We start from the raw sequence: 22,179 nt of genomic DNA on the forward strand, positions 1-22,179 counted from the left end.
TTTAACCAGAAAAAAATGGAATTAAAACCAGAATTAATTGATCGCATCAAGCGCTTGGATGAAAAATATCAAGCGATGGGACAAGATTTAACTTCGTACTTGGATGGCTTGCTGTACGCCGATTACCTCACGTATTGGGATTACATTCATTTGGATACTTTGTTGAGTTTACAAAATCCAAAAACAAGTATTCCGGATGAAAAAATATTTATCATGTACCATCAAATTACAGAATTGTATTTGAAATTGTGCATGCATGAATACGCGCAAATTGGCAATAAAGAAAACATGACAGCCGATTTTTTCTTGGCACGCGTAAACCGAATTGTACGCTATTACGAAGCATTAACAACTTCGTTTGATGTGATGGTGGACGGTATGGAGCAAGAACAATTTTTAAAATTCAGAATGTCCCTATTGCCTGCAAGTGGCTTCCAATCGGGGCAATTCCGAATGGTGGAAATTTGTTCTTGCGATTTTTTGCAACTTATTCCAGCAGATAAACGCGAAAAATATTCTGGTTACACTACCGATTCGATGATTGAAGAATTGTACAAACATTTGTATTGGAGATCCGGCGCAACAGAGTTGGCAACAGGTAAAAGGACACTTACGTTGGAACAATTTGAAAAAAAATATGCGCAAGAATTTATTGCACTTGCCCAAGAATACAAAACAAAAAATGTTTGGGCGAAATACAAATCATTGCCTGAAGCCGATCAAAAAAACGAAAAAATAATTCTCGCACTTCGTAAGTTGGACGTGAGTTTGAATGTGAATTGGCGATTGGTGCATTATAAATCTGCGGTGCGTTATTTGCAAAAAAATCCAGTGGACATTGCCGCAACTGGTGGAACAAATTGGCAAAAATATTTACCTCCACGTTTCCAAAAAATATTTTTCTTCCCCGAATTATGGACCAAAGAAGAAATGGAACATTGGGGCAAAAGCTGGGTAGAATCAGTCGTTTTCGAGAAAAAATAATTTTCGAATAAAAAAATGTTTAAACCGTACACTCGTGCAGTTATTTTGGTATTTCTGTTTGTGTATACGCTTGTGTTTTTTCGTGTCGCAAATATTGATTTATACAAGAGTATTTCAGGACGCGATTTTATTCATGGCGATGGTTTCAGCGATAAAGACACGCATTCCGCAGCACTTTATTTTTACGATTATGGATTTCGGAAAACATCTTTTTTACCCGTCCAAAATTACAAAGGTGATGGTGTAATTACCGACAGCACAAAAGTATATACACATTATCCCGCTTTACCAGCCATCATCGCGGGCATCACTATGAAAATCACACATTCCAAGTCTGAAATTTATTTGCGAATTCCACCATTACTCATTTCTTTCTTTTGGTTTTTTCTGATTTTTAAATTACTAATTGATTTTTTGCCGGATAAGAAGTGGGCGATCATCGCTGGTATTATTTTAGTGCTTTCCAATTATTACATCGCTTGGATCGATAGCTTTCACAAGCATTGTTACGAAGAATTTTTGAAATGGCTTTTTGTATATCTCATCTATTTGTACCACGAGCGAAAGCAAAAAAAGACTTTTTTACTCGTCGTACTCGCGCTCATTTTTATCATTATTGCAAATGTTTCCTACGAACCTATATTATTTCTGGGCTTTGTTACCATTGGTTTTTCTCACATCTATAAAAAAACTTTTTTCGGAAAAGAAGTTTTTATCCTTGGTTTTGCTGCTATTATTGGTTTCGGAATTCATTTTTTACAATGCTATTTTTATTTTCATTCCTTACCGGAAACGCTAAGTGATTTAAAAGGTGCTTTCCTGAATCGTACTATTGGCGGAGGAAACGAGCAAACACACGAATTGCATCACGCCATTCATTTTTTCGATTTAATAAAATTAATTAGCTTCGATTGGTTCAATCGCATCGAGCGCTTTTTTCTGATTCCAGGATGGGCGTTTTTAGTATTGTGTATACTCGGATTTCGAAAAGCGAAAAAAGGAAATTCAAAACTGTTCCTAATTCTCATTACCTTGCTAATCGCGTCTTTGAGTTGGTCCGTTTTTATGACGCAACATTCCTTAGTACATATTTTTATTACCAAACAGATTGGTGTTTTTTACGCGCTGATGCTGGGTTATAGTTTGCCCATTTATTTTGAAAATTTGAAAAAAAGTTTTTCGTCCAGCGGAAAAATACCTCTTCGATTATTTCATATCGGATTTTTGAGCTATATTTTTGTAATGGCAGCCTCTCAGCAAATCTTTGATTTATACATCCGCTATGGTTTCGCCTATCCTTATTTCGGAAAATAGAATCGAATTTTAGGTTTGAAAAATTAATTTTTCGAAGCCTTTTTTTTATCACAAAAATTCGTCTCTCAAAAAAATAATTTTTCAAACAGCAAATTCGTAAATTTGTAAAAAAATATTTTTTACATTGACATCTTCCGAAGCTTTTTATTGCAATAGTTTAGACTATTATTCACGTTACAAAACGCGCGTAGTAAACATTGGCGATGTGCCGCTTGGTGGCGAAAATCCCATTCGTGTGCAATCCATGACCACTACCGACACGATGAATACGCTCGCAACGGTGGAACAATCCATTCGCATGATTGAGGCTGGTTGCGAATATGTGCGCATCACTGCGCCAAGTATGAACGAAGCAAAAAATCTCGAAAATATAAAAAAGGAATTACGTAAACGCGGATATAAAACTCCGTTAATTGCAGATATTCATTTTACGCCAAACGCTGCAGAGCTTGCTGCGCGTATTGTGGAGAAGGTTCGCGTAAATCCCGGAAATTATGCCGACAAGAAAAAATTTGAACAAATTGATTATTCTGATTCTACGTATGAAGCAGAATTAGAGCGCATTCGCGAACGTTTTACGCCACTCGTAAAAATCTGTAAAGAATACGGAACAGCGATGAGAATCGGCACCAATCATGGTTCTTTGAGCGATCGCATTATGAGTCGTTACGGAGATACGCCACTCGGAATGGTGGAATCGGCACTCGAATTTTTGCGCATCTGCGAAGAAAATAATTATTCTCAAATTATTCTTTCGATGAAGGCGAGCAACACGCACGTAATGGTGCAAGCTTACCGATTGCTTGTAAAAAAAATGAACGAAACAGGTAGAAATTATCCATTGCATTTAGGTGTTACCGAAGCCGGAGAAGGCGAAGATGGACGTATTAAATCGGCTGTCGGCATTGGCACTTTGTTGGCAGATGGCTTGGGCGATACCATTCGTGTTTCCTTAACGGAAGAACCGGAATTTGAAATTCCGGTAGCAAAAATTTTAGTCAAAAAATACAATCAACTTTCATCTGAAAAAAGTAATTCCAGTCCAATTGATTTAGCGAAATTACCTTATTCCCCTTACGATTACAAACGCAGAGAAACCAATCTCGTAGCGAATATTGGCGCACAAAATGTACCACGGGTAATCGCTGATTTCAGTAAAAGGAAAAATATTATTCCCGCGAATTTTTTTGCTGTTGGATATAATTATTCGGTGCCGCTCGACAAATGGAATTTGAGCGATCAAGCCTGTGATTATATTTATTTAGGCGATACAGAAATTAATTTTCAAATTCCCGGGACACTTGGATTAATCTACAATTACGACACCTGGAAAAAACTGAAAAATAAAAAAAGTGCATATCCTTTATTCGATTCGAAAAATTATTTTTTAGAAGGAGAAAAATCTTCGGAAATAAATTTTCTGAAACTGAATTCTTCCGATAAATTATCAAAATTAGATGAAAAAACTGTTTTGATTTTTGAAGCCGAAAGTTTCATGGAACAACGAAAAATGTTCATTGATTTAACGAGCGCTGAAAAAATATTTTTTCAAACGGTCCCTGTCATTATCAAAAAAAATTATCAAAATACAACAGAAGAAGAATTTCAATTAAACGCTTCTTCTGATTCAGGAGCCTTGTTATTAGATGGTTTTGGCGATGGCATTTGGCTGAGCGCAGATGAAAATATCCCTCAAAAATTAATCAATGCAACTGCTTTCGGAATTCTTCAAGCAACGCGTACGCGCATTTCTAAAACAGAATATATTTCTTGTCCTTCTTGCGGACGAACGCTTTTCGATTTGCAAGAAACTACGGCTAAAATTCGTTCACGAACCGATCATTTAAAAGGTGTAAAAATCGGAATTATGGGCTGTATCGTAAACGGTCCAGGCGAAATGGCTGATGCCGATTATGGATATGTGGGAACGGGTGTCGGAAAAATTACACTTTACAAAGGCAAAGAAGTAGTTCAACGCAGCATTGCATCCGAAAAAGCTGTGGATGCACTTATTGATCTCATCAAAGAACACGGCGATTGGGTGGAGAAAATAGACCTAAAATAATCCATTTTAAAAAATAATATCTCCTTAAAGACGAATATCTAACTAAAAAAAGCTGACTGTTTGCAGCCAGCCTTTTTTCATGCAGTAAAAAATGTTTTTTTATTTATAAAACAAATAATAAAAAGTGATGCGATACGCTAAATCATAATCGCTTTTTAAGCTACCACCCACTCCATTTGCTCTATTGCTGAATTGGTCGTACCAAACGTTTGGCATGATGTGTATTTGCGGAATCGGCGTGTAATCGAGTCCTACCGTAATAAAATTTTCCGTATTGGAATTTCCATTACTGTATGAACCAGTATACGTATCATCTGCGCTGTAATTTGCATCCGGGTTATAGGTATCGTATCTGAAAATAGCACCTAATTTTTGAACTCCATTTTTATCTCTAAGAAGCGTTGCGGCACCTTCTATGGAAAAGCCAGACTGCACTCGATTGGTGGTGTCGTTCGGCTGAGAAATACCGTTTACTTTTGCAACGATTGCTTGATTTTTCATCACTTCTTGAAAATATTCAAAACTGATATTGAAATTTTTTGTTTTGTACCCAATCAATCCTCTTCCAACGGTATTACTTTGTTTGTAAGGGCTCCACTGAATAGTATGATAATCTCCATAAAAATCAACAACTATTTTATCATTGAAAAATTTCGCAAAAAGATCCCCATAATACCTTTTGTAAGGTGTGTAGCTCGACAAAGCACTATTATCTGGTTTTGCACCGCTATTATTCCCCACCATTATGTTATATCCTACACAGGCTTTCTCGGCGCCATTTTCGTCGTTTGTCTTCCAAATTTTTCCGCCCAATTTTGCCCCCACATCGTTGGAACCAGTAATTCCTCTCATATCTAAAATCGTTCTTTCGATGGCACGATATCCCCAAAAAGGTTCTTCCATAAAAGCGAAAGATGGAGTTACAACAGCGCCTATCGAGAGGTTGGAGCCTGGAAAAATATTATCCCATTCCATGTTCCCAAATTTCAAGTAAAAGGAGCGAGAGTTAGTTTGATCAATATTAACGCCTCCGATGCTGCCATCGTAAAGATCCTCGTGAGCCAATACCATGTGTACAGAAAATTGTTTATTGAAAAAATAATCGTACCCGAGATATACCCTTTGGAAGGAAAAGGCATTCGCTCCTTGCGGAACTTGAGAATACTGAGTAGATCCCCGTTTGGCAGAATCGGCATGTGTTTTTGTGTAATCACTTCCGAACATAAATCCCCAAATGTGCCCACGTGTAGAATCTTTTGATTCATGCGGACTTGTTGTGCTGGGATAGGGTTTACTATCACCAAATTGTGCATTTGCAATTCCTCTTCCTAATAAGAAAGCGCACATCGTTGCAAAAAATAATTTTGTTTTCATCGTCTTATTTGTTTAGTTATATTTGTTTTAGTTGTTTGGTTCGTTTATTTTTCGTTACAAAGCAAGAGTTTAATTGTTATTGAATTATTTACGCAATGTTAAATTTGTATTATCAAAAAAGGTATTTCAAAAATTATTTTTTCAACTACTTCAGTTTATCTCAATTAATTTATGTCTCTTTTCTTCGGCTCAAAAGTAGGAGCCACCATTCTGTAAAAAAATGATTTGTATCATAGTTCGAATTGTGCTTATTCGAATAAAGAATGGCTTGGCATTGGCGTGAGTTTATTTTGTAGCAACTATTCATTTTTACGTTTAAAACCCATTCAAAAAATTATTTTTTCAAACGCCTTTTCAGGCGATGCTTTAAGAGGCTCAAATTCTTGCTACATTTGCAAAAAAATAAGCTGTGGAAGAAAATATAAATGAGTTTCAGATGCTTGCCAAAACTGCTTTCGGAATGGAAGAAATTTTGGCAGCCGAATTGTTGAAATTAGGTGCCAGAAATATTGAGCAACGCAACCGCGCCGTTAGTTTTACAGGCGACAAAGGTTTTATGTACAAAGCCAATTTGTGTTTGCGCACCGCCTTACGAATTTTAAAACCCATCACTCATTTTGAGGTTTCGGATGAAAATGATTTCTACGAAAAAATTCAAAAAATAAATTGGGAAAAATATTTAGAACCTCAAGAAACCTTGGCGGTGGATACGGCGCTCAACACTGATTTATTCAACCATTCGCAATACATTTCTCAAAAAACAAAAGATGCCATTGTAGATAAATACCGCGAAAAATATGGCGTTCGTCCGGATGTAGATTTAGACAATCCGACGCTTCGCATCAACATTCATATTTTTCAAACTACCTGCACGGTTTCTTTGGATAGTTCTGGCGATGCGCTTTATAAAAGAGGTTATCGCGAAAACATAAATTTAGCGCCACTCAACGAAGTATTGGCGGCAGCGATGGTGATACTCAGTGGCTGGAATAAACATTCCGTTTTGGTTGATCCCATGTGCGGCTCCGGAACTATTTTGATAGAAGCCGCGATGTACGCGAATAATATTCCGCCAGGTTGCTTTCGCGAACAATTTGGTTTTGAAAAATGGAAAGATTTTGATGCTGATTTGTGGCAAGTAATTTACGATGCCGCAATTGATAAAATCGACAGTTTAAATCCGGAAATAAGAGGCTGTGATATTTCGCCAAACATCATAAAAAAAGCGAAAAAAAATATTAAAACAGCAAAAGTGGACGACGTAGTTTCGGTACAACATTGTTCTTTTCAAGATTTCGAACCACCTGCTGCCAAAGGCGTTGTGATTTTCAATCCGCCTTACGGCGAACGAATGGTGAAAGATAATATTGAAGAATTGTACAAAGAAATCGGAAGTACGATGAAAAAAAAATACAGCGGTTACGATGTCTGGATTATCAGTTCAAATATAGAAGCCATCCATGCAATTGGTTTGCGTCCGTCGCGAAAAATCACCTTGTTTAACGGTGCCTTGGAATGTAAATTTTTGAAATACGAAATGTATCAAGGCACAAAAAAAATTCATAAATTGGTAAAAGAAGATTGATTTTATCTTTCAAAAAAATAATTTTTCGATGAAGAAAATAGCCGTGTTTACTTCAGGAGGCGATGCACCGGGAATGAACGCTTGTATTAGAGCCGTAGTACGAACTGCAGCACATCATCAATTGGAAATTTCGGGAATTATGCACGGGTACGAAGGTATGATGAACGGAGAATTTATTCCACTTCCGCCGAAATCCGTTGCCAATATTATTCAGCGCGGTGGCACTGTTTTAAAAACATCCCGCAGCGAAAAATTTCACTCAAAAGAAGGCAGAGAAAAAGCATTTGAACACATCCAGAAAAATAAAATTGATGCGCTAATAGCGATTGGTGGAGATGGAACTTTCCGCGCTGCATCCGTATTTGAAAGTGAATTCAACATTCCGATTATCGGCATTCCGGGAACAATTGATAACGATTTAATTGGCACCGATTATACGATTGGCTACGACACCGCCATCAATACAGTGATTGACGCCTTGGATAAAATTCGCGATACCGCAGAATCGCACGAGCGTTTATTTATTGTAGAGGTAATGGGTCGCGATGCCGGCTTAATTGCGCTTCGAACGGGCATTGCGTCGGGCGCGATGGACATTTTAATTCCAGAAATAAAAACCGACCACACACAATTAATTCACAAATTAAAAAACGGAAGGAAAGATAAAACATCGAAAATTATTATTGTAGCAGAAGGCGATGAGGCAGGCGGAGCCATCGAAACAGGAAAAAAAATAAAATTAGCATTGCCGCATTACGATGTGCGCATTACTGTTTTAGGTCACATTCAGCGCGGCGGAAATCCGAGTTGTATGGACAGAGTACTTGCCAGCCGACTTGGTTTTGCTGCCGTTGAAGCCTTAATACAAAAAAAACACGGCGTGATGGTAGGCAGTAAAAGCAATGAAATTATTTTCACTCCTTTTGAAAATGCAGTGAAACACATTTCGCAATTAAATCCGGAATGGCTGAAAATGATGGAGATTTTATCCGCTTGAAAAAATAATTTTCAGAGAATTAATAATACAAAACGCCTTCAGAAAATTAATTTTCTGAAGGCGTTTTGTAACGATGTGAATTACTTCGCTTTTTTTGCAGTTTTCACTTTTTTCTCTGTTTTTGCTTTTTTAGCTTTCACAGGTTTTTCTTTTTTCTCTGCTTTTTTCTCTGCTTTTTTCACTTCTTTTTTGTTTGCAGTTTGAGCAGTTTGAGCTTTTACTGATTTTTTAATTGTTTTGCTTCCTGTTGCGGCAAACACAGATGCTGAAAATATTACGGCAGCTGCTAATAACATGATTTTTTTCATTTTGTTTTGGTTTTAAGGTTTAAATTATTTTTTGATTTCTGAAGGGATACATGCAAGCCTCGTGCCACAATTTTTTCACAACTAAAAATTAACGAATTTTAACAAATTACTCCTGTTTCGTTTAGGTAAAATTTTAAGATGTTGATTAAGATTCAGTTGCGCATTATTTCGTAATTTTGTAAAAAACACATTATGAAAAAAACGCGCATTGCCATCAACGGTTTCGGAAGAATAGGAAGAGTTCTATTTCGTGTCCTTCAGAAAAGACAAAATATAGAAATCATTGCCATCAATGATCTGAGCGATGCAAAAACACTCGCGCATTTATTGAAATACGATTCCATTCACGGCGTGTACCAAGGAACTGTTATTGCAGAAGAAAGTCATTTTATTGTTGATGGAAAAAAAATAATTATTCTGTCTGAAAAAAATCCTGAACAATTACCTTGGAAATCAATGGACATAGATATTGTCATCGAATCCACTGGGTTTTTCTTAGACAAACAAAGCGCTGAAAAGCACTTATTGGCTGGTGCTAAAAAAGTAATTCTTTCTGCGCCACCAAAAGCCGACGACATCAAAACCATCGTTATTGGAATAAATGATGAATTGCTTAAAAAAGAAGATGTCATTATTTCGAATGCTTCGTGCACCACTAATTGCGCGGCTCCCATGATAAAATTATTGGATGAAAATTGGGAAATTGAAGACGCTTACATTACCACCGTTCATTCCTATACTGGCGATCAACGCTTGCACGATGCGCCTCACAAAGATTTGCGAAGAGCAAGAGCAGCGGCGGTTTCCATCGTTCCTACTTCTACTGGCGCAGCAAAAGCAATCACTAAAATCTTCCCGCATTTACATGGAAAAATAGGTGGTTGCGGTATTCGAGTTCCCGTTCCGGACGGATCTTTGACGGACATTACGTGTACGTTGAGAAAAAAGGCAAGCGTGGAAGAAATCAATGCTATTTTTAAAAAAGCAGCGGAAACTAACTTGAGAAATATTCTTCAATATACACTTGATCCTATTGTTTCCATTGATATTGTAGGAAATCCGTATTCCTGTATTTTTGATGCTGATTTAACTTCTGTACTTGGCGGAATGATAAAAGTAATTGGCTGGTACGACAATGAATCAGGGTATTCCAACCGTTTAGCGGATTTAATCGAAAAGATGAGTCTCTAAATCAACTTCTCGCTGTTGATAAGATTCCGACAAACACAACAACAGCTTTCTCATTATAAATAATTTTAGAGATTATCTATTTCTAATTTTCGTGATGAGAAAAAATATTTTTTCAACCTGTGTTTTTATTGCCTTTATTATTTGCAGTCAATTAGTAAATGCTGCTTCTGATACTCTAAAATTAAAAACACAAGCTCCGCCTTTCCTTTCTACCAATACAACTTGGGTAGATTCCGTTTTTAATTCGCTTACGCCAGATGAACGTCTTGGACAATTATTTATGGTGGCTGCGTATTCCAATCTCGATAAAAAAGAGCATAAGAAAAACAAAGAGGAACTCGAAAAATTAATTCGTGATTATAAAATTGGCGGATTGATTTTTTTTCAAGGTGGTCCCGCAAGGCAAGCTATACTTGAAAATGAATATCAAAGCATTTCAAAAACGCCTTTATTAATCGCCATGGATGCAGAATGGGGATTGGCAATGCGCCTCGACAGCACCGTAAAATTTCCACATCAAATGACACTTGGCGCGATTGAAAATGATTCCTTGATTTATGACATGGGTCGCTCAATTGCCTTGCAATGCAAGCGTTTGGGCGTACAATTGGATTTTGCTCCTGTGATTGACATCAACAGTAATCCACTAAATCCAATTATCGGTACGCGTTCTTTTGGCGAAAATAAATTTAAAGTAGCACAAAAGGGATTGGCTTATATGAGCGGTTTGCAGGACGAACACGTGATTTCTACCGCAAAACATTTTCCCGGTCATGGAGATACGGATGCCGATTCTCACAAAACATTACCTGTTGTAAATCATTCCGTTGAGCGCCTTGATACACTTGAGTTATATCCTTTCCGACAACTTTTTTCGCATGGTATTAGCAGCACAATGGTAGCACATTTATACATTCCTGCACTTGATTCTACGCCCAATACCGCTTCTACCTTATCTCCAAGAGTGGTGAATGGTTTGTTGAAAACGAAAATGGATTTTAAGGGTTTAGTGTTTACAGATGCTTTAAATATGAAGGGCGTAAGTAAATTTTACAAACCCGGAATTGTAGATGTGAAAGCATTACTTGCAGGAAATGACGTATTGCTTTTTTCGGAAGATGTACCAAAAGCAATGGAGGAAATTAAAAATGCAATTGCCGATAGTGAGATTACACAAGCAGATATTGATGCACGCTGCAAAAAAATTCTGATGGCAAAATCCTGGGCAGGATTAAATCAGTATAAACCTGTTGATTTGAAAGGGTTATACGAAGATTTGAATCCAATAAGCGCTGATTTATTGAATCGAAAAATCACAGAACAATCACTCACTTTACTTCAAAACAAAAATAATTTTATTCCTCTAAAAAGGCTGGATACATTAAACATTGCGACGATTTCTGTCGGAGATACAAGCACTACTATTTTTCAAGAAACAATTACAAAATATGCTCCTTCAAAAAATATTTTTTTGAAAATAAATGGCGATTCTCTTTTTTATGATTCCATCGAAAAGGCTTTAAAACCTTACAATATCATTGTTGTAGCATTGGATAATCCAAGTTCTAATCCGGCAATTAATTTCGGACTTTCTATTCCATCCATAAAATTTTTAGACAAATTATTATTAACGAAAAAAATAATTTTCGATTGTTTTTCCACACCGTATGTACTTTCTAAATTTAACAATATCGAGCAATCGCTTGCAGTTATTGAATCTTACGAAGACAATGAATACACTCAAAATTATTCTGCGCAACTTATCTTTGGAGGAATGACTGCTCAAGGAAAATTACCTGTTACCGCAGCGCCTTTGTTTCCAATTGGAAGCGGAATCAGAACCACTGATAAAATTCGTTTTGCCTACGTTTCTCCAGAAGAAATTGGAGTGTCCGAAAAAAAACTTTCTGTGATTGATTCACTTGCTAACGAAGGAATAAAAGAACACGCTTATCCTGGGTGTGTTGTATTTGCTGCAAAAAATGGTAATGTTTTTTATCAAAAAGCATTCGGCTATCAAACGTATGATAAAAAAATTCCTACACGTACGAATGATATTTACGACCTCGCTTCTCTCACAAAAATATTGGCAACAACGCCCTCCATCATGCGCCTTTCCGAAGAAAATAAAATAAAAATAAATGCTCCACTCAGTTTGTATTTACCGATTTTAAAAAAATCAAATAAAAAGAAAATGCTCATCAATGATGTGATGGCGCACCAAGCGGGATTGCAAGCGTGGATTCCTTTTTATAAAAATACGATGAAGGATGGAATCTATTTCCCATGGATTTACGACAGTGTAGAAACGCCTGCATTTCCAATACGTGTAGCGGAACATTTGTACATCAGTAAAGCGTATCACGACAGTATTTTACGTCAAATTATTCAATCAAAAGTATCGAAGAAAAAAGAATATCTATACAGTGATTTAGGATTTTATTTATTAAAAGAAATCATCGAAAAACAAACAAAAACAACACTTGACAATTATGTTTTTCAAAATTTTTACAACCCTTTAGGACTTACTACAATGGGATATTTGCCGCGAAAACGCTTCGATTTAAAACGAATTCCGCCGACAGAAAACGATACTTATTTTAGAAAACAATTGCTGCATGGCGATGTGCAAGATCAAGGAGCCGCCATGATGGGAGGCGTTTCGGGTCATGCCGGACTTTTTTCGGATGCGAATGATGTAGCGATAATGATGCAAATGTATTTGCAAAAAGGCACGTATGGTGGTGAGCGATATTTTGATTCAACTACGGTTAGTAATTTTACAGCGTGCCAATTTTCCGCAAACGGCAACCGCCGCGGACTCGGATTTGATAAGCCAGAAATGAATCACAGCAAAGAAAGCCCTGCTTGCGATTCCGCATCAACAAACAGTTTTGGGCATTCTGGATATACTGGAACATTTACCTGGGCGGATCCGGACAACGGAATTGTGTATGTCTTTTTATCTAACAGAGTTAATCCAAATGCATCAGAAAATAAATTGGCTGAACTTAATATTCGCACAAAAATCCAGCAAGCAATTTACGATGCCTTCAAAAAATAATTTTTCGGAGTACCGAAAATACTTGGCCATTCCTACAAAGAAAAAATTATTTTTGTTCCTTTAAAAATATATGACTATGACTCATTTTGATTACTACGCTTGGATTGGATTGCCTTTGTTAATAGTAATTGCGCGCCTTTTTGCTGTAACGCTTTCCACTTTGCGTTATATTTTTATTTTTCGCGGATTAAAAAAAATAGTGCCATTTACCGCTTTTGCAGAAGCTTTAATTTGGTTAGTTGCAATTGCACAAGTGATGAAGCACATGGATAATGTAGCCTGCTATTTCGCTTGGGCATTGGGCTATTCTCTTGGCACGTATGCTGGAATTATTGTAGAAGAAAAATTAGCAATCGGCTTGCAACTAATTCGAATTATCACAGAACATGATTGTGAAACATTGATTGATAAGCTTAAAAGAGAAAATCATGGAATTACTACAGTAGCTGCTCAAGGCGCATCAGGAGCCGTAAAAATGGTATTTACTGTTGTGAAACGTAAAAATGTACAATCGGTTATTGAACTTATTCGAGAGCACAACCCGAAAGTCTTTTATACGATAGAGGATGTGCGCGACACCGCTCATGGTGTGTTTTCGTCTAATAGTCAAAAAAATATTTCAAAAAAAATCAGTGCTACCCTGTAAGAAAAATAATTTTCAACTACTCAAAAATGTCCGCACGAAAAATTAGTTTTTACACCGCCGTTTCCGTCGTCATCGCCAATATGATTGGCACTGGGGTTTTCACGAGCCTCGGTTTTCAATTATTCGATATTCAATCTGTTTTCGGAATTATTTTATTGTGGGTAGTTGGCGGAATTATTGCGCTTTGCGGCGCATTGTCTTACGGAGAACTTGCTTCCGCGATGCCGCGTTCAGGCGGAGAATACCATTATCTTTCCAAATTATTACATCCTTTCGTTGGATTTTTATCTGGCTGGGTTTCTGTAACCGTAGGTTTTTCAGTGCCCGTAGCCTTATCCGCAATGGCTTTGGGGAAATATGTAAACGAAGTGTATCCAACATTAAATCCTGCAATGCTGGGTTGCTCCGTTGTTATTTTAATTACACTCGTACATTCTTTCAATCTTAAAAATAGTGCGAAATTTCAAAATATTTTTACCGTATTAAAAGTGTTGTTGATTTTATTTTTTATCGTTGCTGGATTTACAATAAATACTTCGCAACCAATTTCTATCCTTCCCATTAATAGCCTTATTCCGAGCGAAAGCTGGAAAAGTATTTTTAGTCCAGCATTTGCTGTTTCATTGATTTATGTGTCCTACGCTTATTCGGGCTGGAACGCTTCTGCCTACATGGCGAGTGACATTGAAAATCCGCGTATCAACATTCCGAAATCTTTATTTTGGGGAACTTTGGTGGTGATGATTTTATATGTCCTTTTAAATTTTATTTTTCTGTACACCGCTCCCATCAACGAATTGAAAGGTCAAGTAGAAGTTGGATACATTTCTGCTGTTCATATTTTTGGAACAAAAATTGGAAATTTAATGGGGATGCTCATCGCGTTTTTATTAGTGTCTTCCATTAGCTCCATGGTATTTGCGGGTCCACGCGTAGCGCAAGTAATGGGCGAAGATTTAACACAACTTTCTTTTTTATCGAAGAAAAATAAAAATGGAATCCCTGTCGTAGCAACCATTATACAATCAGCCATTACAATTTTATTAATCCTCACGTCTACCTTCGATAAAGTACTGGTCTACATCGGCTTTACCTTGGGCTTATTTACTTTCTTAACCGTTTTCAGTTTATTTGTAATGAGAATAAAGAAACGAGAATTGTCAGGAATCTACAAAACATTCGCCTATCCGATTACTCCAATTATTTTTTTACTTTTGACGGGTTGGACATTGTTTTTTACAATGCAAGGGCACGTTAAAGAATCATTGTTTGGCTTAGCAACTGTGCTTGTTGGAGGTATTGTCTATTTTATTAAAAAAAATGAATCTCAAAATGAAGAAAAAAAAGTACGCTGAAAAAATAATTTTTTCAATCACGATTCTTGCGATGTGTTTTTTGATAAACGCTTGCGGAAATCAAGAAAATAAATCAACTATCGTAACAAAAAACACGGCAGTAAAAAAAGATTCTGTTCCAGTAAAACAAGTCTCAGACAGTATAAAAAAAATAAAAATTTCAGCTGATACAAATGTAACGATCGACCGAACTTTCAATGATATTGCGCGATACATTGCCGGTATGAAACAAGAATCGGGCAGCGATTTCTCAGATTTGGAAAAGGATACCGCTTGGATTCGTCACGCAAAAAATTTCGATGCTGCCTGGAATTTATTGGATAGTAAACGTATAAAACCTATGGCAGCATGGGCAAATACAGAACTTTCATCAGAACATCAAAAAAATTTAGATGTTTTTTATCCCTTGAGCGGGCCGGATATCTTGCACGGAAATATTTTTTTCCATGAAGCAAAAAATTATCATTTATATGCGCTCGAAAGAGCTGGTGCATTGCCAAATTTAAAACATTTAAACCCGTCCGAACGTGCCAATTATTTGAATGATATTTTCACGTCGTTGAGTGATGTTTTCAAAAAAAGTTATTTCATTACACACAAAATGTTGGGCGATTTACAACGCGAAAATGTGAACGGAACCTTGCCATTGATTTGTGTTTTTTTAGTGCGCACACATCATCCAATTGTAAATGTAAAATATTTTCATCTGAACGATGATGGTTCTGAAACCGAATTAAACAAGGACAGTGCAGCGGTTCACACAAATGATTTTGTAAAAGTATATTTCCGAAATAATACGAATAATAGTATGCAAGTAGTTTCGTACATGAAATGTGATTTATCAGATGGTGCATTGGCAAAAAACAAAGGCATGATGGCTTGGATGAAAAATATGCCAACCTCTTTTACCTATCTGAAATCCGCGTCCTATCTGTTGCATTATAAATTTTTTACGCTGCTCCGAAATTTTATTTTGGATAAAAGTGCTTCTATTTTAGAAGACGATACCGGAATTCCTTATAAATATTTGACCAGCGACAAATGGAGTGTTTCGCTTTACGGGATGTATGTTGTTCCGGTAAAAGATTTTAAAGGTGTTACCCAAACTAATTTGGAAACTGCCTATAAAGACAGTGCTAAATATGTAAAAGCACTACCCTTTTCACTCGGCTATCATTGGGGGACAAACGATCAGAATTTAATAAAAGCAGAACGAAAATAATTTTTTCAATATGATTAAGCGGACACTGCTATTTGTTTTTGCAGCGATGCAAATTCACTGCACCGCTCAAAATATTTTAAAACAAATTATTAAAACCGATTCGTTTTACACGAAGTATAAAGACGTTTTTTTACATCCCGAAAAATATCATTTGCAAATTATTTACACGCAAATAAATCGCGATAAAGATAATGTTCCGCACTTGAAAAAATATTTTTTGGAACCTCCTTCAAAAAATTATTTTTACCCCGCAAGTTTAGTGAAATTACCCTTTTCAGCTTTAGCGCTCGAAAAAATTGATCGCTTAAATATTAGTGATTTAACCAAAGATTCTCGTTTATTAATTGACAGTTTACATCGTTGTCAAACAAAAGAATACGTGGATACTACTGCGGAATCAGGCTATCCAAGCATTGCGCAATACTTAAAAAAAATGTTACTGGTTAGTAATAACAAAGCCTGTAATCGTATTTACGAATTTCTGTCTCCTGATTATATCAATAAAAGATTGCATGAGATGGGCTATCAAAACATTTTGATAAATCAGCGTTTGGGGGGAGGTTGCGATACAAACGACAATCGTTTTACCAATCCTTTTGTTTTTTTAAGAAATGATTCTTCTGTTATTTACAAACAAGCTGCCGATACTGACAATGCTGCTATTGCAAACTGTGCGCTATGCACAAAAATAGGGAGAGGGTTTAAAGAGGACGGACGAATAAGACCTCCAAGAAATTTTTGCGACAACAATTATATTCCGTTTGAAGATGAAAATAATATTTTACTTTCCATTATTTTTCCTGAATGTATTAACCCTTCACTGCAATTTCATATAACAGAAAGTGATTATCAATTTTTGTATAAATACATGAGTATGCTTCCACGAGAAAGTGATTATCCACATTACGATGAAAAAGTTTACAAAGACAATTTCAAGAAATACATTTACTTCGGAACGACTGATTCCATTAAAGATTCTACGGTTCGATCGTTTAATATTGTGGGCAGAGCGTATGGCTTTTTAGCTGATTGCGCCTACATTGTAGATCCGGATACGCACACAGAATTTTGTTTGTCGGTATTGATTTATGCGAACGAAAAAAATATTTTGAACACCGGAAAATACCAATACGATTCGCTGGCATTGCCTTTTATGGCAGATTTAGGACATCTTATTTTTAACTACGAACAAAAGCGTACGAAAAAACATATTGCTTATTTGAATGCCTGGCGATTTCATTATCCGTAAATTTAGGCTTCAAAAAAATAATTTTTAAAGCTCTTTTGTTGGGTGCAAATAGTGACACTATTCCACTATTCATCACAACATGGATATAGAAACTTTAGAATAGTATCCTTTGTGATTATTTTAATTGAATCGCTACCATAATTTTTAATAATTGAATCTGATACATTTATCATATTCCATTTTTCTCTCCACAAACCACACGGACAAAAATGCGGTAAAGTATCTGTTTTATTAATTACAATAATGCCATCGCAATTCTTAAATTCTTTTTTTACAGATATAGTGCCTTTAAATTCTTTATACCTTATGTTTTCCTTTCGCCATTTATCACAAGTAAAAGGAGACCAACAACTACTAATTAAAACTAAAAGAATAACAATCAGAAATATTGGATTTTTATTTATGTGCAAATATTTTTTCATTAGCTTCTTCCATTCAGCGCAGCTTCTCGCTAAGCTTTATTTAGTTAACATTAGATTCTTCACTGCGTTCAGAATGACATCTTTTCTTCATCACATAATCACTTAATTACCTAATCACTTTAGTGGATCACATCAAACTTTCCAGTCAAATAATGTTGGTCGTCTACGGGAATAGAAATAAAATAAATACCGTTTTTCCAATCTTCGGCAGAAACAGAATAATTAGTTTGTCCTTGTTTTAAATTGCCACGAAAAATTATTTTTCCAGCAGCGTTTATCACAGAGAATTTTTTGGATTGAAGTTGCGATTCATCTTTCAAATCGAATGAAATAGTTTTATTTGCAGGATTCGGATACACCTGAATAGTTCCCGAACTTTTTTTCAATTCTTTAATTCCAAGTGTTGAAACGCCATCTGCGAAAGTATATTCACCCATCGGCAAGGAGTCTAACTTAACGTATCCAAAACCGAGAGTTGGTCCACCCACAATTACTTTCGAATAAGCAGGATATTGCGTCCAATCAGAAGCAGGATTTTTTCGGTACAACAAAATAATACTGTCTGAGCCATGGATAGTTAATGCGGTATCGAGGTATCCGCCGCCGCCAGAAGAAACTTTTCTGCCATCAAAATACATTTGTGCCGTTGCTGTATATCCGTTCGGAATAATACCCGATACCTTCCAATACCTGTTTGGCGAAATGCGGTAGTGCATCGGATTATTTTTTATAGAATCGGGCGCGGTATAATTATGTTCCACAAAAATAAATGCAGAATCGGTGATGTTGGTAACCGTAATTGACATGCGCGCATTGGATAAATTATACGTTCCAGTTGCTTTTATAGTAGCAGTTTGTGGAGCAATGGCTTCGCTAATTTTTTCATCCATATTTAAACCAATAAAAATAGGATTTATCGGAAGCGTAAAAGTGAACGTAGAAAGATGTCCGGAAACAATTATTTTCTGATCAATATCATTCCACATTTTATCTTTGAATGAAATCTGCAAAGGCACATTGTTGAAATAAGCAGGCGCTCCAGTCAATTTTTGTTTTACAAAAACAGTAACAGTATAATTTCCACTTACTGGAACCACCTTAAATGAATCAATGGAAAACTGCGGAAAGCCTGGATTAAAAACCCATCCATTAAAAAAATCTGACAAATTCATTCCAGATGAAGTTTGTAAACTATTCATCAAGGTGTAACTATTAACAGCAGTGTATTGATTGGTATTCAAATAATATTTCAGTCCGGCAAAAAATGTGGAATCGCCCATATAACCTCTTAATGTATGCGCTACATCTGCCCCTTTTTGATACACCGTATAACCATACGTATATGCTAACGGTATGTTGTAAAGCGCGCGATAGCTGTGATCTATAATATGTGCGTAGTGCAATACATTTTCGTGATTGGTTCTGATAGAAGCTTTGTAAGCATTTGTTCCGTAAACCCATTCTGTAAAAATAGATTGCGAATAAACTGCCATTCCTTCGTTCAGCCACATATCGCCTGCTGTTTGACACGTTACCAAATCACCAAACCAATGATGCGATAATTCGTGCGCCATTATATCCGCTTCGTAAGTAGTTGTTCCGTTGGCGGCAAGTGCAGGAAAAGCAATGTTTGTGGCGTGTTCCATTGCACCAGAAGTAAATGGGACAAGCGAATAACCTACTTTATTCCAACGATAATATCCATACCTGTTTTCGAAACCAGCAAGTGCATTTTTAAGATGAACAAATGAATTTTTTAAATTGATTGTATCTGCAGGAAGTGCCGCCAACACAATTGGAATTGGACCATTAATGCCGTTGTAAACTTCGTTTACTTGTGTGTATTTCCCTACATCAACACTTGCCAAATAACTTGGAATAGATTTGTCTAATTCCCATGTTCGTGTTCTTAATCCGGATATATCAGTGGTATCACTTTTTAAATATCCATTGCAATAAGCAATGTTTCCATTATTGGTGGTGATGTTGAAAATATACGTAGCACGCTCTACAAAATTATCGAAACACGGATACCAAACTCTTCCATAATTATGTGGATTCGCATCAAAACCAACACCCAAATTATAAGCAATTCCGTTTTGAAAATAAAAACCACCCCAGCCCGAAGCGTCCATTTGTGGCGTTCCGTGATAATAAATAGTTAAATTATTTGTATCCCCAATGTTTTCAGTACTTGGGAGCTGAGCTACAATAAGAGTATCGTTGTAATGATACGTTACTAATTGATTGTTCATTGTAATGGAATCAACCGTTAAACGGAGTAAATCCAAACTAATCGTATTGACAGTATTCATTTTCGGAGCAAAACGAATTACAGTATTTCCGCCAATTATTTTATTGGTGAAATCCGTAATATTCAGATTTATCGTATAATTTAAAATATCAATAGTATCGCTTCTCTGATTATCAGCAAGTGTTTTAGGGTTTTGAAAATTAATTTTTTGTTGCGCTTCCGCAGAAATGGATCCGAACAGAAAAATGACACAGAGTAAAATTAATTTTTTCATGGTTATAGATTTTCTAAAGTAAGATGAGCAATTGAAATTAAAAATAAAAATACGTCTTTACTGATTCAAAAATAACTTAAAAAATTTTAGCAGTGTATAAAAAGCCAGATTTTCTTTCAATTTAAACCAATAATTCAAAATGCAAAAAATAAATTTTCTCAATTATCAACTTGCGATATATACTGCTGTTGTAAATTATCCCAATCCTTTTATCGCTTAGAGCGCACCAACTAAAAAAAATATCTATATTTAGCCTTCTAAAAAATAATTTTTCAAACTGATTTTTTATAAATACTCCGAATAACTATGGCAAATAAGCTCTTTTTCACGAAATCACTCAATCGCTTAATGACGGAATCTTCTGATTCTGAAAACGGACTGAAACGCACATTAACGGCTAATAATCTCATTGCCCTTGGTATTGGAGCCATTATCGGCACTGGAATTTTTGTACTAACTGGTACTGCAGCTGCTAATCATGCGGGTCCAGCTTTGGTATTGTCTTTTGTTTTATCTGGAATTGGCTGTGCATTTGCAGGTTTATGTTATGCCGAATTTGCTTCCATGATTCCGATTGCAGGAAGTGCTTATACGTACTCCTACGCCACGCTCGGAGAATTTATTGCTTGGATTATCGGGTGGGATTTAATTTTAGAATACCTCTTTGGCGCTTCTACCGTGGCTGTTGGATGGTCGGGTTACATTGTTAGTTTTTTTAAAGATTTCGGAATTACGATTCCTGCCGCCATGTGCCAAGCTCCTTTGGATCACGACCCAACACAAGGCTGGCATTTAACGGGTGCTTTCATCAATTTTCCAGCAATATTTATTATTGTGTTGATGACCACTTTATTGGTGATCGGCATTAAAGAATCAGCGCGTTTCAACAACATCATCGTTATTTTAAAAATTGCGGTAATTCTGCTCTTCATAGGATTTGGCGCACACTACATTACCAAATCCAATTGGACTCCTTTTATTCCGCCCAATGCAGGTGATGGAAAATTCGGATGGAGTGGAATTGTTGCCGGTGCAGGCGTTATCTTTTTTGCATACATCGGTTTTGATGCCGTTTCCACCGCTGCTCAAGAAGCTATTAATCCACAAAAAGACATGCCTCGAGGCATTCTCGGATCGCTCATCATTTGTACCATTTTATACATTGTCGTTTCTTTTGTCCTTACAGGAATCGTTAATTACAAAGATTTAAATGTTCCCGCTCCTATTGCCATGGCGATTGACAAAGCTGGTCCTGCTTTATTTTGGTTGCGTCCTTTGATAAAAATCGGCGCCATTGCCGGATTGAGTTCCGTTATTTTAGTGATGTTGATGGGACAACCGCGTATTTTTTATTCCATGGCGAAAGACGGTTTGCTTCCACAAAAATTTGCAGCCGTTCACAAAAAATTTAAAACGCCTTATGTTACCACTATTTTAACAGGCTCTGTAGCTGCCATTATTGCTGGACTTTTCCCGATTGGCATATTAGGCGAATTGGTTTCCATCGGTACTTTACTCGCCTTCGTAATTGTTTGTGCAGGAATTATTGTACTCCGAAAAACACGTCCCAATATTCATCGTCCATTTAAAACACCTTTTGTTCCGCTTTTTCCGATTCTCGGAATTATAATTTGTTCGGCTCAAATGATTGCACTTCCGTCAGAAACTTGGTGGCGATTGATTATTTGGATGGCTATCGGAATTATTATTTATTTCTCTTACGGAATAAAACATAGCAAAGTCCAGAAAGAAGGCGGCTCGAAATAAGTGCTTTGAAAAATTATTTTTTTGAAGTGTTTAAAATCATACTTTTTTAAAGACATCCTAAAGTAAAACGCTAAAAAGCGTATACTTTCTTAGATTTTCCTATTTTTG

15 protein-coding genes are annotated in these 22,179 nt (G+C 36.3%); 12 read left to right on the forward strand and 3 right to left on the reverse strand.

Annotated features, from left to right (window positions below):
* Positions 1–15 precede the first annotated feature (15 nt).
* The 3 genes from ABIZ51_03000 (at position 16) to ispG (ending at position 4,363) form a co-directional block, all read left to right on the forward strand.
* The gene (locus ABIZ51_03000; GenBank protein ID MEO7087747.1) at positions 16–984 is read left to right on the forward strand and encodes a tryptophan 2,3-dioxygenase family protein; all 969 of its coding nucleotides are present in this window, start codon (positions 16–18) and stop codon (positions 982–984) included.
* 15 nt (positions 985–999) lie between these two features.
* Complete coding sequence (locus tag ABIZ51_03005; GenBank protein ID MEO7087748.1) at positions 1,000–2,298, forward strand: hypothetical protein; 1,299 nt, start codon at positions 1,000–1,002, stop codon at positions 2,296–2,298.
* A 124-nt stretch (positions 2,299–2,422) separates the two neighbouring features.
* The gene (gene ispG, locus ABIZ51_03010) at positions 2,423–4,363 is read left to right on the forward strand and encodes a (E)-4-hydroxy-3-methylbut-2-enyl-diphosphate synthase (GenBank protein ID MEO7087749.1); all 1,941 of its coding nucleotides are present in this window, start codon (positions 2,423–2,425) and stop codon (positions 4,361–4,363) included.
* Positions 4,364–4,462: 99 nt separating this feature from the next.
* Here ispG and ABIZ51_03015 read toward each other — a convergent pair whose 3' ends face one another.
* A complete protein-coding gene (locus ABIZ51_03015; protein MEO7087750.1) occupies positions 4,463–5,737 on the reverse strand; it encodes a hypothetical protein in 1,275 nt (424 codons plus the stop codon).
* A gap of 409 nt (positions 5,738–6,146) precedes the next feature.
* Here ABIZ51_03015 and ABIZ51_03020 point away from each other — a divergent pair, with 409 nt between their 5' ends.
* Both ABIZ51_03020 and pfkA read left to right on the forward strand, forming a co-directional pair.
* Positions 6,147–7,322, forward strand: coding sequence for a class I SAM-dependent RNA methyltransferase (locus tag ABIZ51_03020; GenBank protein ID MEO7087751.1), 1,176 nt, complete (start codon positions 6,147–6,149; stop codon positions 7,320–7,322).
* Between the two features lie 28 nt (positions 7,323–7,350).
* A complete protein-coding gene (gene pfkA, locus ABIZ51_03025; protein ID MEO7087752.1) occupies positions 7,351–8,319 on the forward strand; it encodes a 6-phosphofructokinase in 969 nt (322 codons plus the stop codon).
* A gap of 80 nt (positions 8,320–8,399) precedes the next feature.
* Here pfkA and ABIZ51_03030 read toward each other — a convergent pair whose 3' ends face one another.
* Complete coding sequence (locus ABIZ51_03030) at positions 8,400–8,627, reverse strand: hypothetical protein (GenBank protein ID MEO7087753.1); 228 nt, start codon at positions 8,625–8,627, stop codon at positions 8,400–8,402.
* 192 nt (positions 8,628–8,819) lie between these two features.
* Here ABIZ51_03030 and gap point away from each other — a divergent pair, with 192 nt between their 5' ends.
* From gap to ABIZ51_03060, 6 genes are all read left to right on the forward strand, one after another.
* Positions 8,820–9,818, forward strand: a complete 999-nt coding sequence (gene gap, locus ABIZ51_03035; GenBank protein ID MEO7087754.1) for a type I glyceraldehyde-3-phosphate dehydrogenase — start codon at positions 8,820–8,822, stop codon at positions 9,816–9,818.
* 94 nt (positions 9,819–9,912) lie between these two features.
* Positions 9,913–12,882, forward strand: coding sequence for a glycoside hydrolase family 3 N-terminal domain-containing protein (locus ABIZ51_03040; protein MEO7087755.1), 2,970 nt, complete (start codon positions 9,913–9,915; stop codon positions 12,880–12,882).
* A gap of 70 nt (positions 12,883–12,952) precedes the next feature.
* Entirely contained in the window at positions 12,953–13,528 is a 576-nt protein-coding gene (locus tag ABIZ51_03045; protein MEO7087756.1) for a DUF2179 domain-containing protein, read from the forward strand.
* 26 nt (positions 13,529–13,554) lie between these two features.
* Positions 13,555–14,883: an amino acid permease gene (locus ABIZ51_03050; GenBank protein ID MEO7087757.1), complete on the forward strand. Its 1,329-nt coding sequence runs from the start codon at positions 13,555–13,557 to the stop codon at positions 14,881–14,883.
* Positions 14,861–16,105 carry a hypothetical protein gene (locus tag ABIZ51_03055; protein ID MEO7087758.1) on the forward strand — a complete coding sequence of 415 codons (1,245 nt, stop codon included), beginning with the start codon at positions 14,861–14,863 and terminating at the stop codon, positions 16,103–16,105. The genes ABIZ51_03050 and ABIZ51_03055 overlap by 23 nt, the downstream gene beginning before the upstream one ends.
* A gap of 10 nt (positions 16,106–16,115) precedes the next feature.
* Positions 16,116–17,354, forward strand: coding sequence for a serine hydrolase (locus ABIZ51_03060; GenBank protein MEO7087759.1), 1,239 nt, complete (start codon positions 16,116–16,118; stop codon positions 17,352–17,354).
* A gap of 541 nt (positions 17,355–17,895) precedes the next feature.
* Here ABIZ51_03060 and ABIZ51_03065 read toward each other — a convergent pair.
* Positions 17,896–20,304, reverse strand: coding sequence for a M1 family aminopeptidase (locus ABIZ51_03065; protein MEO7087760.1), 2,409 nt, complete (start codon positions 20,302–20,304; stop codon positions 17,896–17,898).
* A 306-nt stretch (positions 20,305–20,610) separates the two neighbouring features.
* On the opposite strand from ABIZ51_03065, the gene ABIZ51_03070 reads away from it, so the two are divergent.
* The gene (locus ABIZ51_03070) at positions 20,611–22,071 is read left to right on the forward strand and encodes an amino acid permease (GenBank protein ID MEO7087761.1); all 1,461 of its coding nucleotides are present in this window, start codon (positions 20,611–20,613) and stop codon (positions 22,069–22,071) included.
* The last annotated feature ends 108 nt before the right edge of the window (positions 22,072–22,179 follow it).

The organism is Bacteroidia bacterium, assembly GCA_039924845.1.
Lineage (GTDB): Bacteria > Bacteroidota > Bacteroidia > DATLTG01 > DATLTG01 > DATLTG01.

Excerpts from the sequence above, each read along its gene's own strand:
- ABIZ51_03000 (MEO7087747.1), top strand. The coding sequence starts at position 16 with ATGGAATTAAAACCAGAATTAATTGATCGCATCAAGCGCTTGGATGAA.
- ABIZ51_03005 (MEO7087748.1), top strand. The coding sequence starts at position 1,000 with ATGTTTAAACCGTACACTCGTGCAGTTATTTTGGTATTTCTGTTTGTG.
- ABIZ51_03015 (MEO7087750.1), bottom strand. The coding sequence starts at position 5,737 with ATGAAAACAAAATTATTTTTTGCAACGATGTGCGCTTTCTTATTAGGA.
- pfkA (MEO7087752.1), top strand. The coding sequence starts at position 7,351 with ATGAAGAAAATAGCCGTGTTTACTTCAGGAGGCGATGCACCGGGAATG.
- ABIZ51_03030 (MEO7087753.1), bottom strand. The coding sequence starts at position 8,627 with ATGAAAAAAATCATGTTATTAGCAGCTGCCGTAATATTTTCAGCATCT.
- gap (MEO7087754.1), top strand. The coding sequence starts at position 8,820 with ATGAAAAAAACGCGCATTGCCATCAACGGTTTCGGAAGAATAGGAAGA.
- ABIZ51_03040 (MEO7087755.1), top strand. The coding sequence starts at position 9,913 with ATGAGAAAAAATATTTTTTCAACCTGTGTTTTTATTGCCTTTATTATT.
- ABIZ51_03045 (MEO7087756.1), top strand. The coding sequence starts at position 12,953 with ATGACTATGACTCATTTTGATTACTACGCTTGGATTGGATTGCCTTTG.
- ABIZ51_03050 (MEO7087757.1), top strand. The coding sequence starts at position 13,555 with ATGTCCGCACGAAAAATTAGTTTTTACACCGCCGTTTCCGTCGTCATC.
- ABIZ51_03055 (MEO7087758.1), top strand. The coding sequence starts at position 14,861 with ATGAAGAAAAAAAAGTACGCTGAAAAAATAATTTTTTCAATCACGATT.
- ABIZ51_03060 (MEO7087759.1), top strand. The coding sequence starts at position 16,116 with ATGATTAAGCGGACACTGCTATTTGTTTTTGCAGCGATGCAAATTCAC.
- ABIZ51_03065 (MEO7087760.1), bottom strand. The coding sequence starts at position 20,304 with ATGAAAAAATTAATTTTACTCTGTGTCATTTTTCTGTTCGGATCCATT.
- ABIZ51_03070 (MEO7087761.1), top strand. The coding sequence starts at position 20,611 with ATGGCAAATAAGCTCTTTTTCACGAAATCACTCAATCGCTTAATGACG.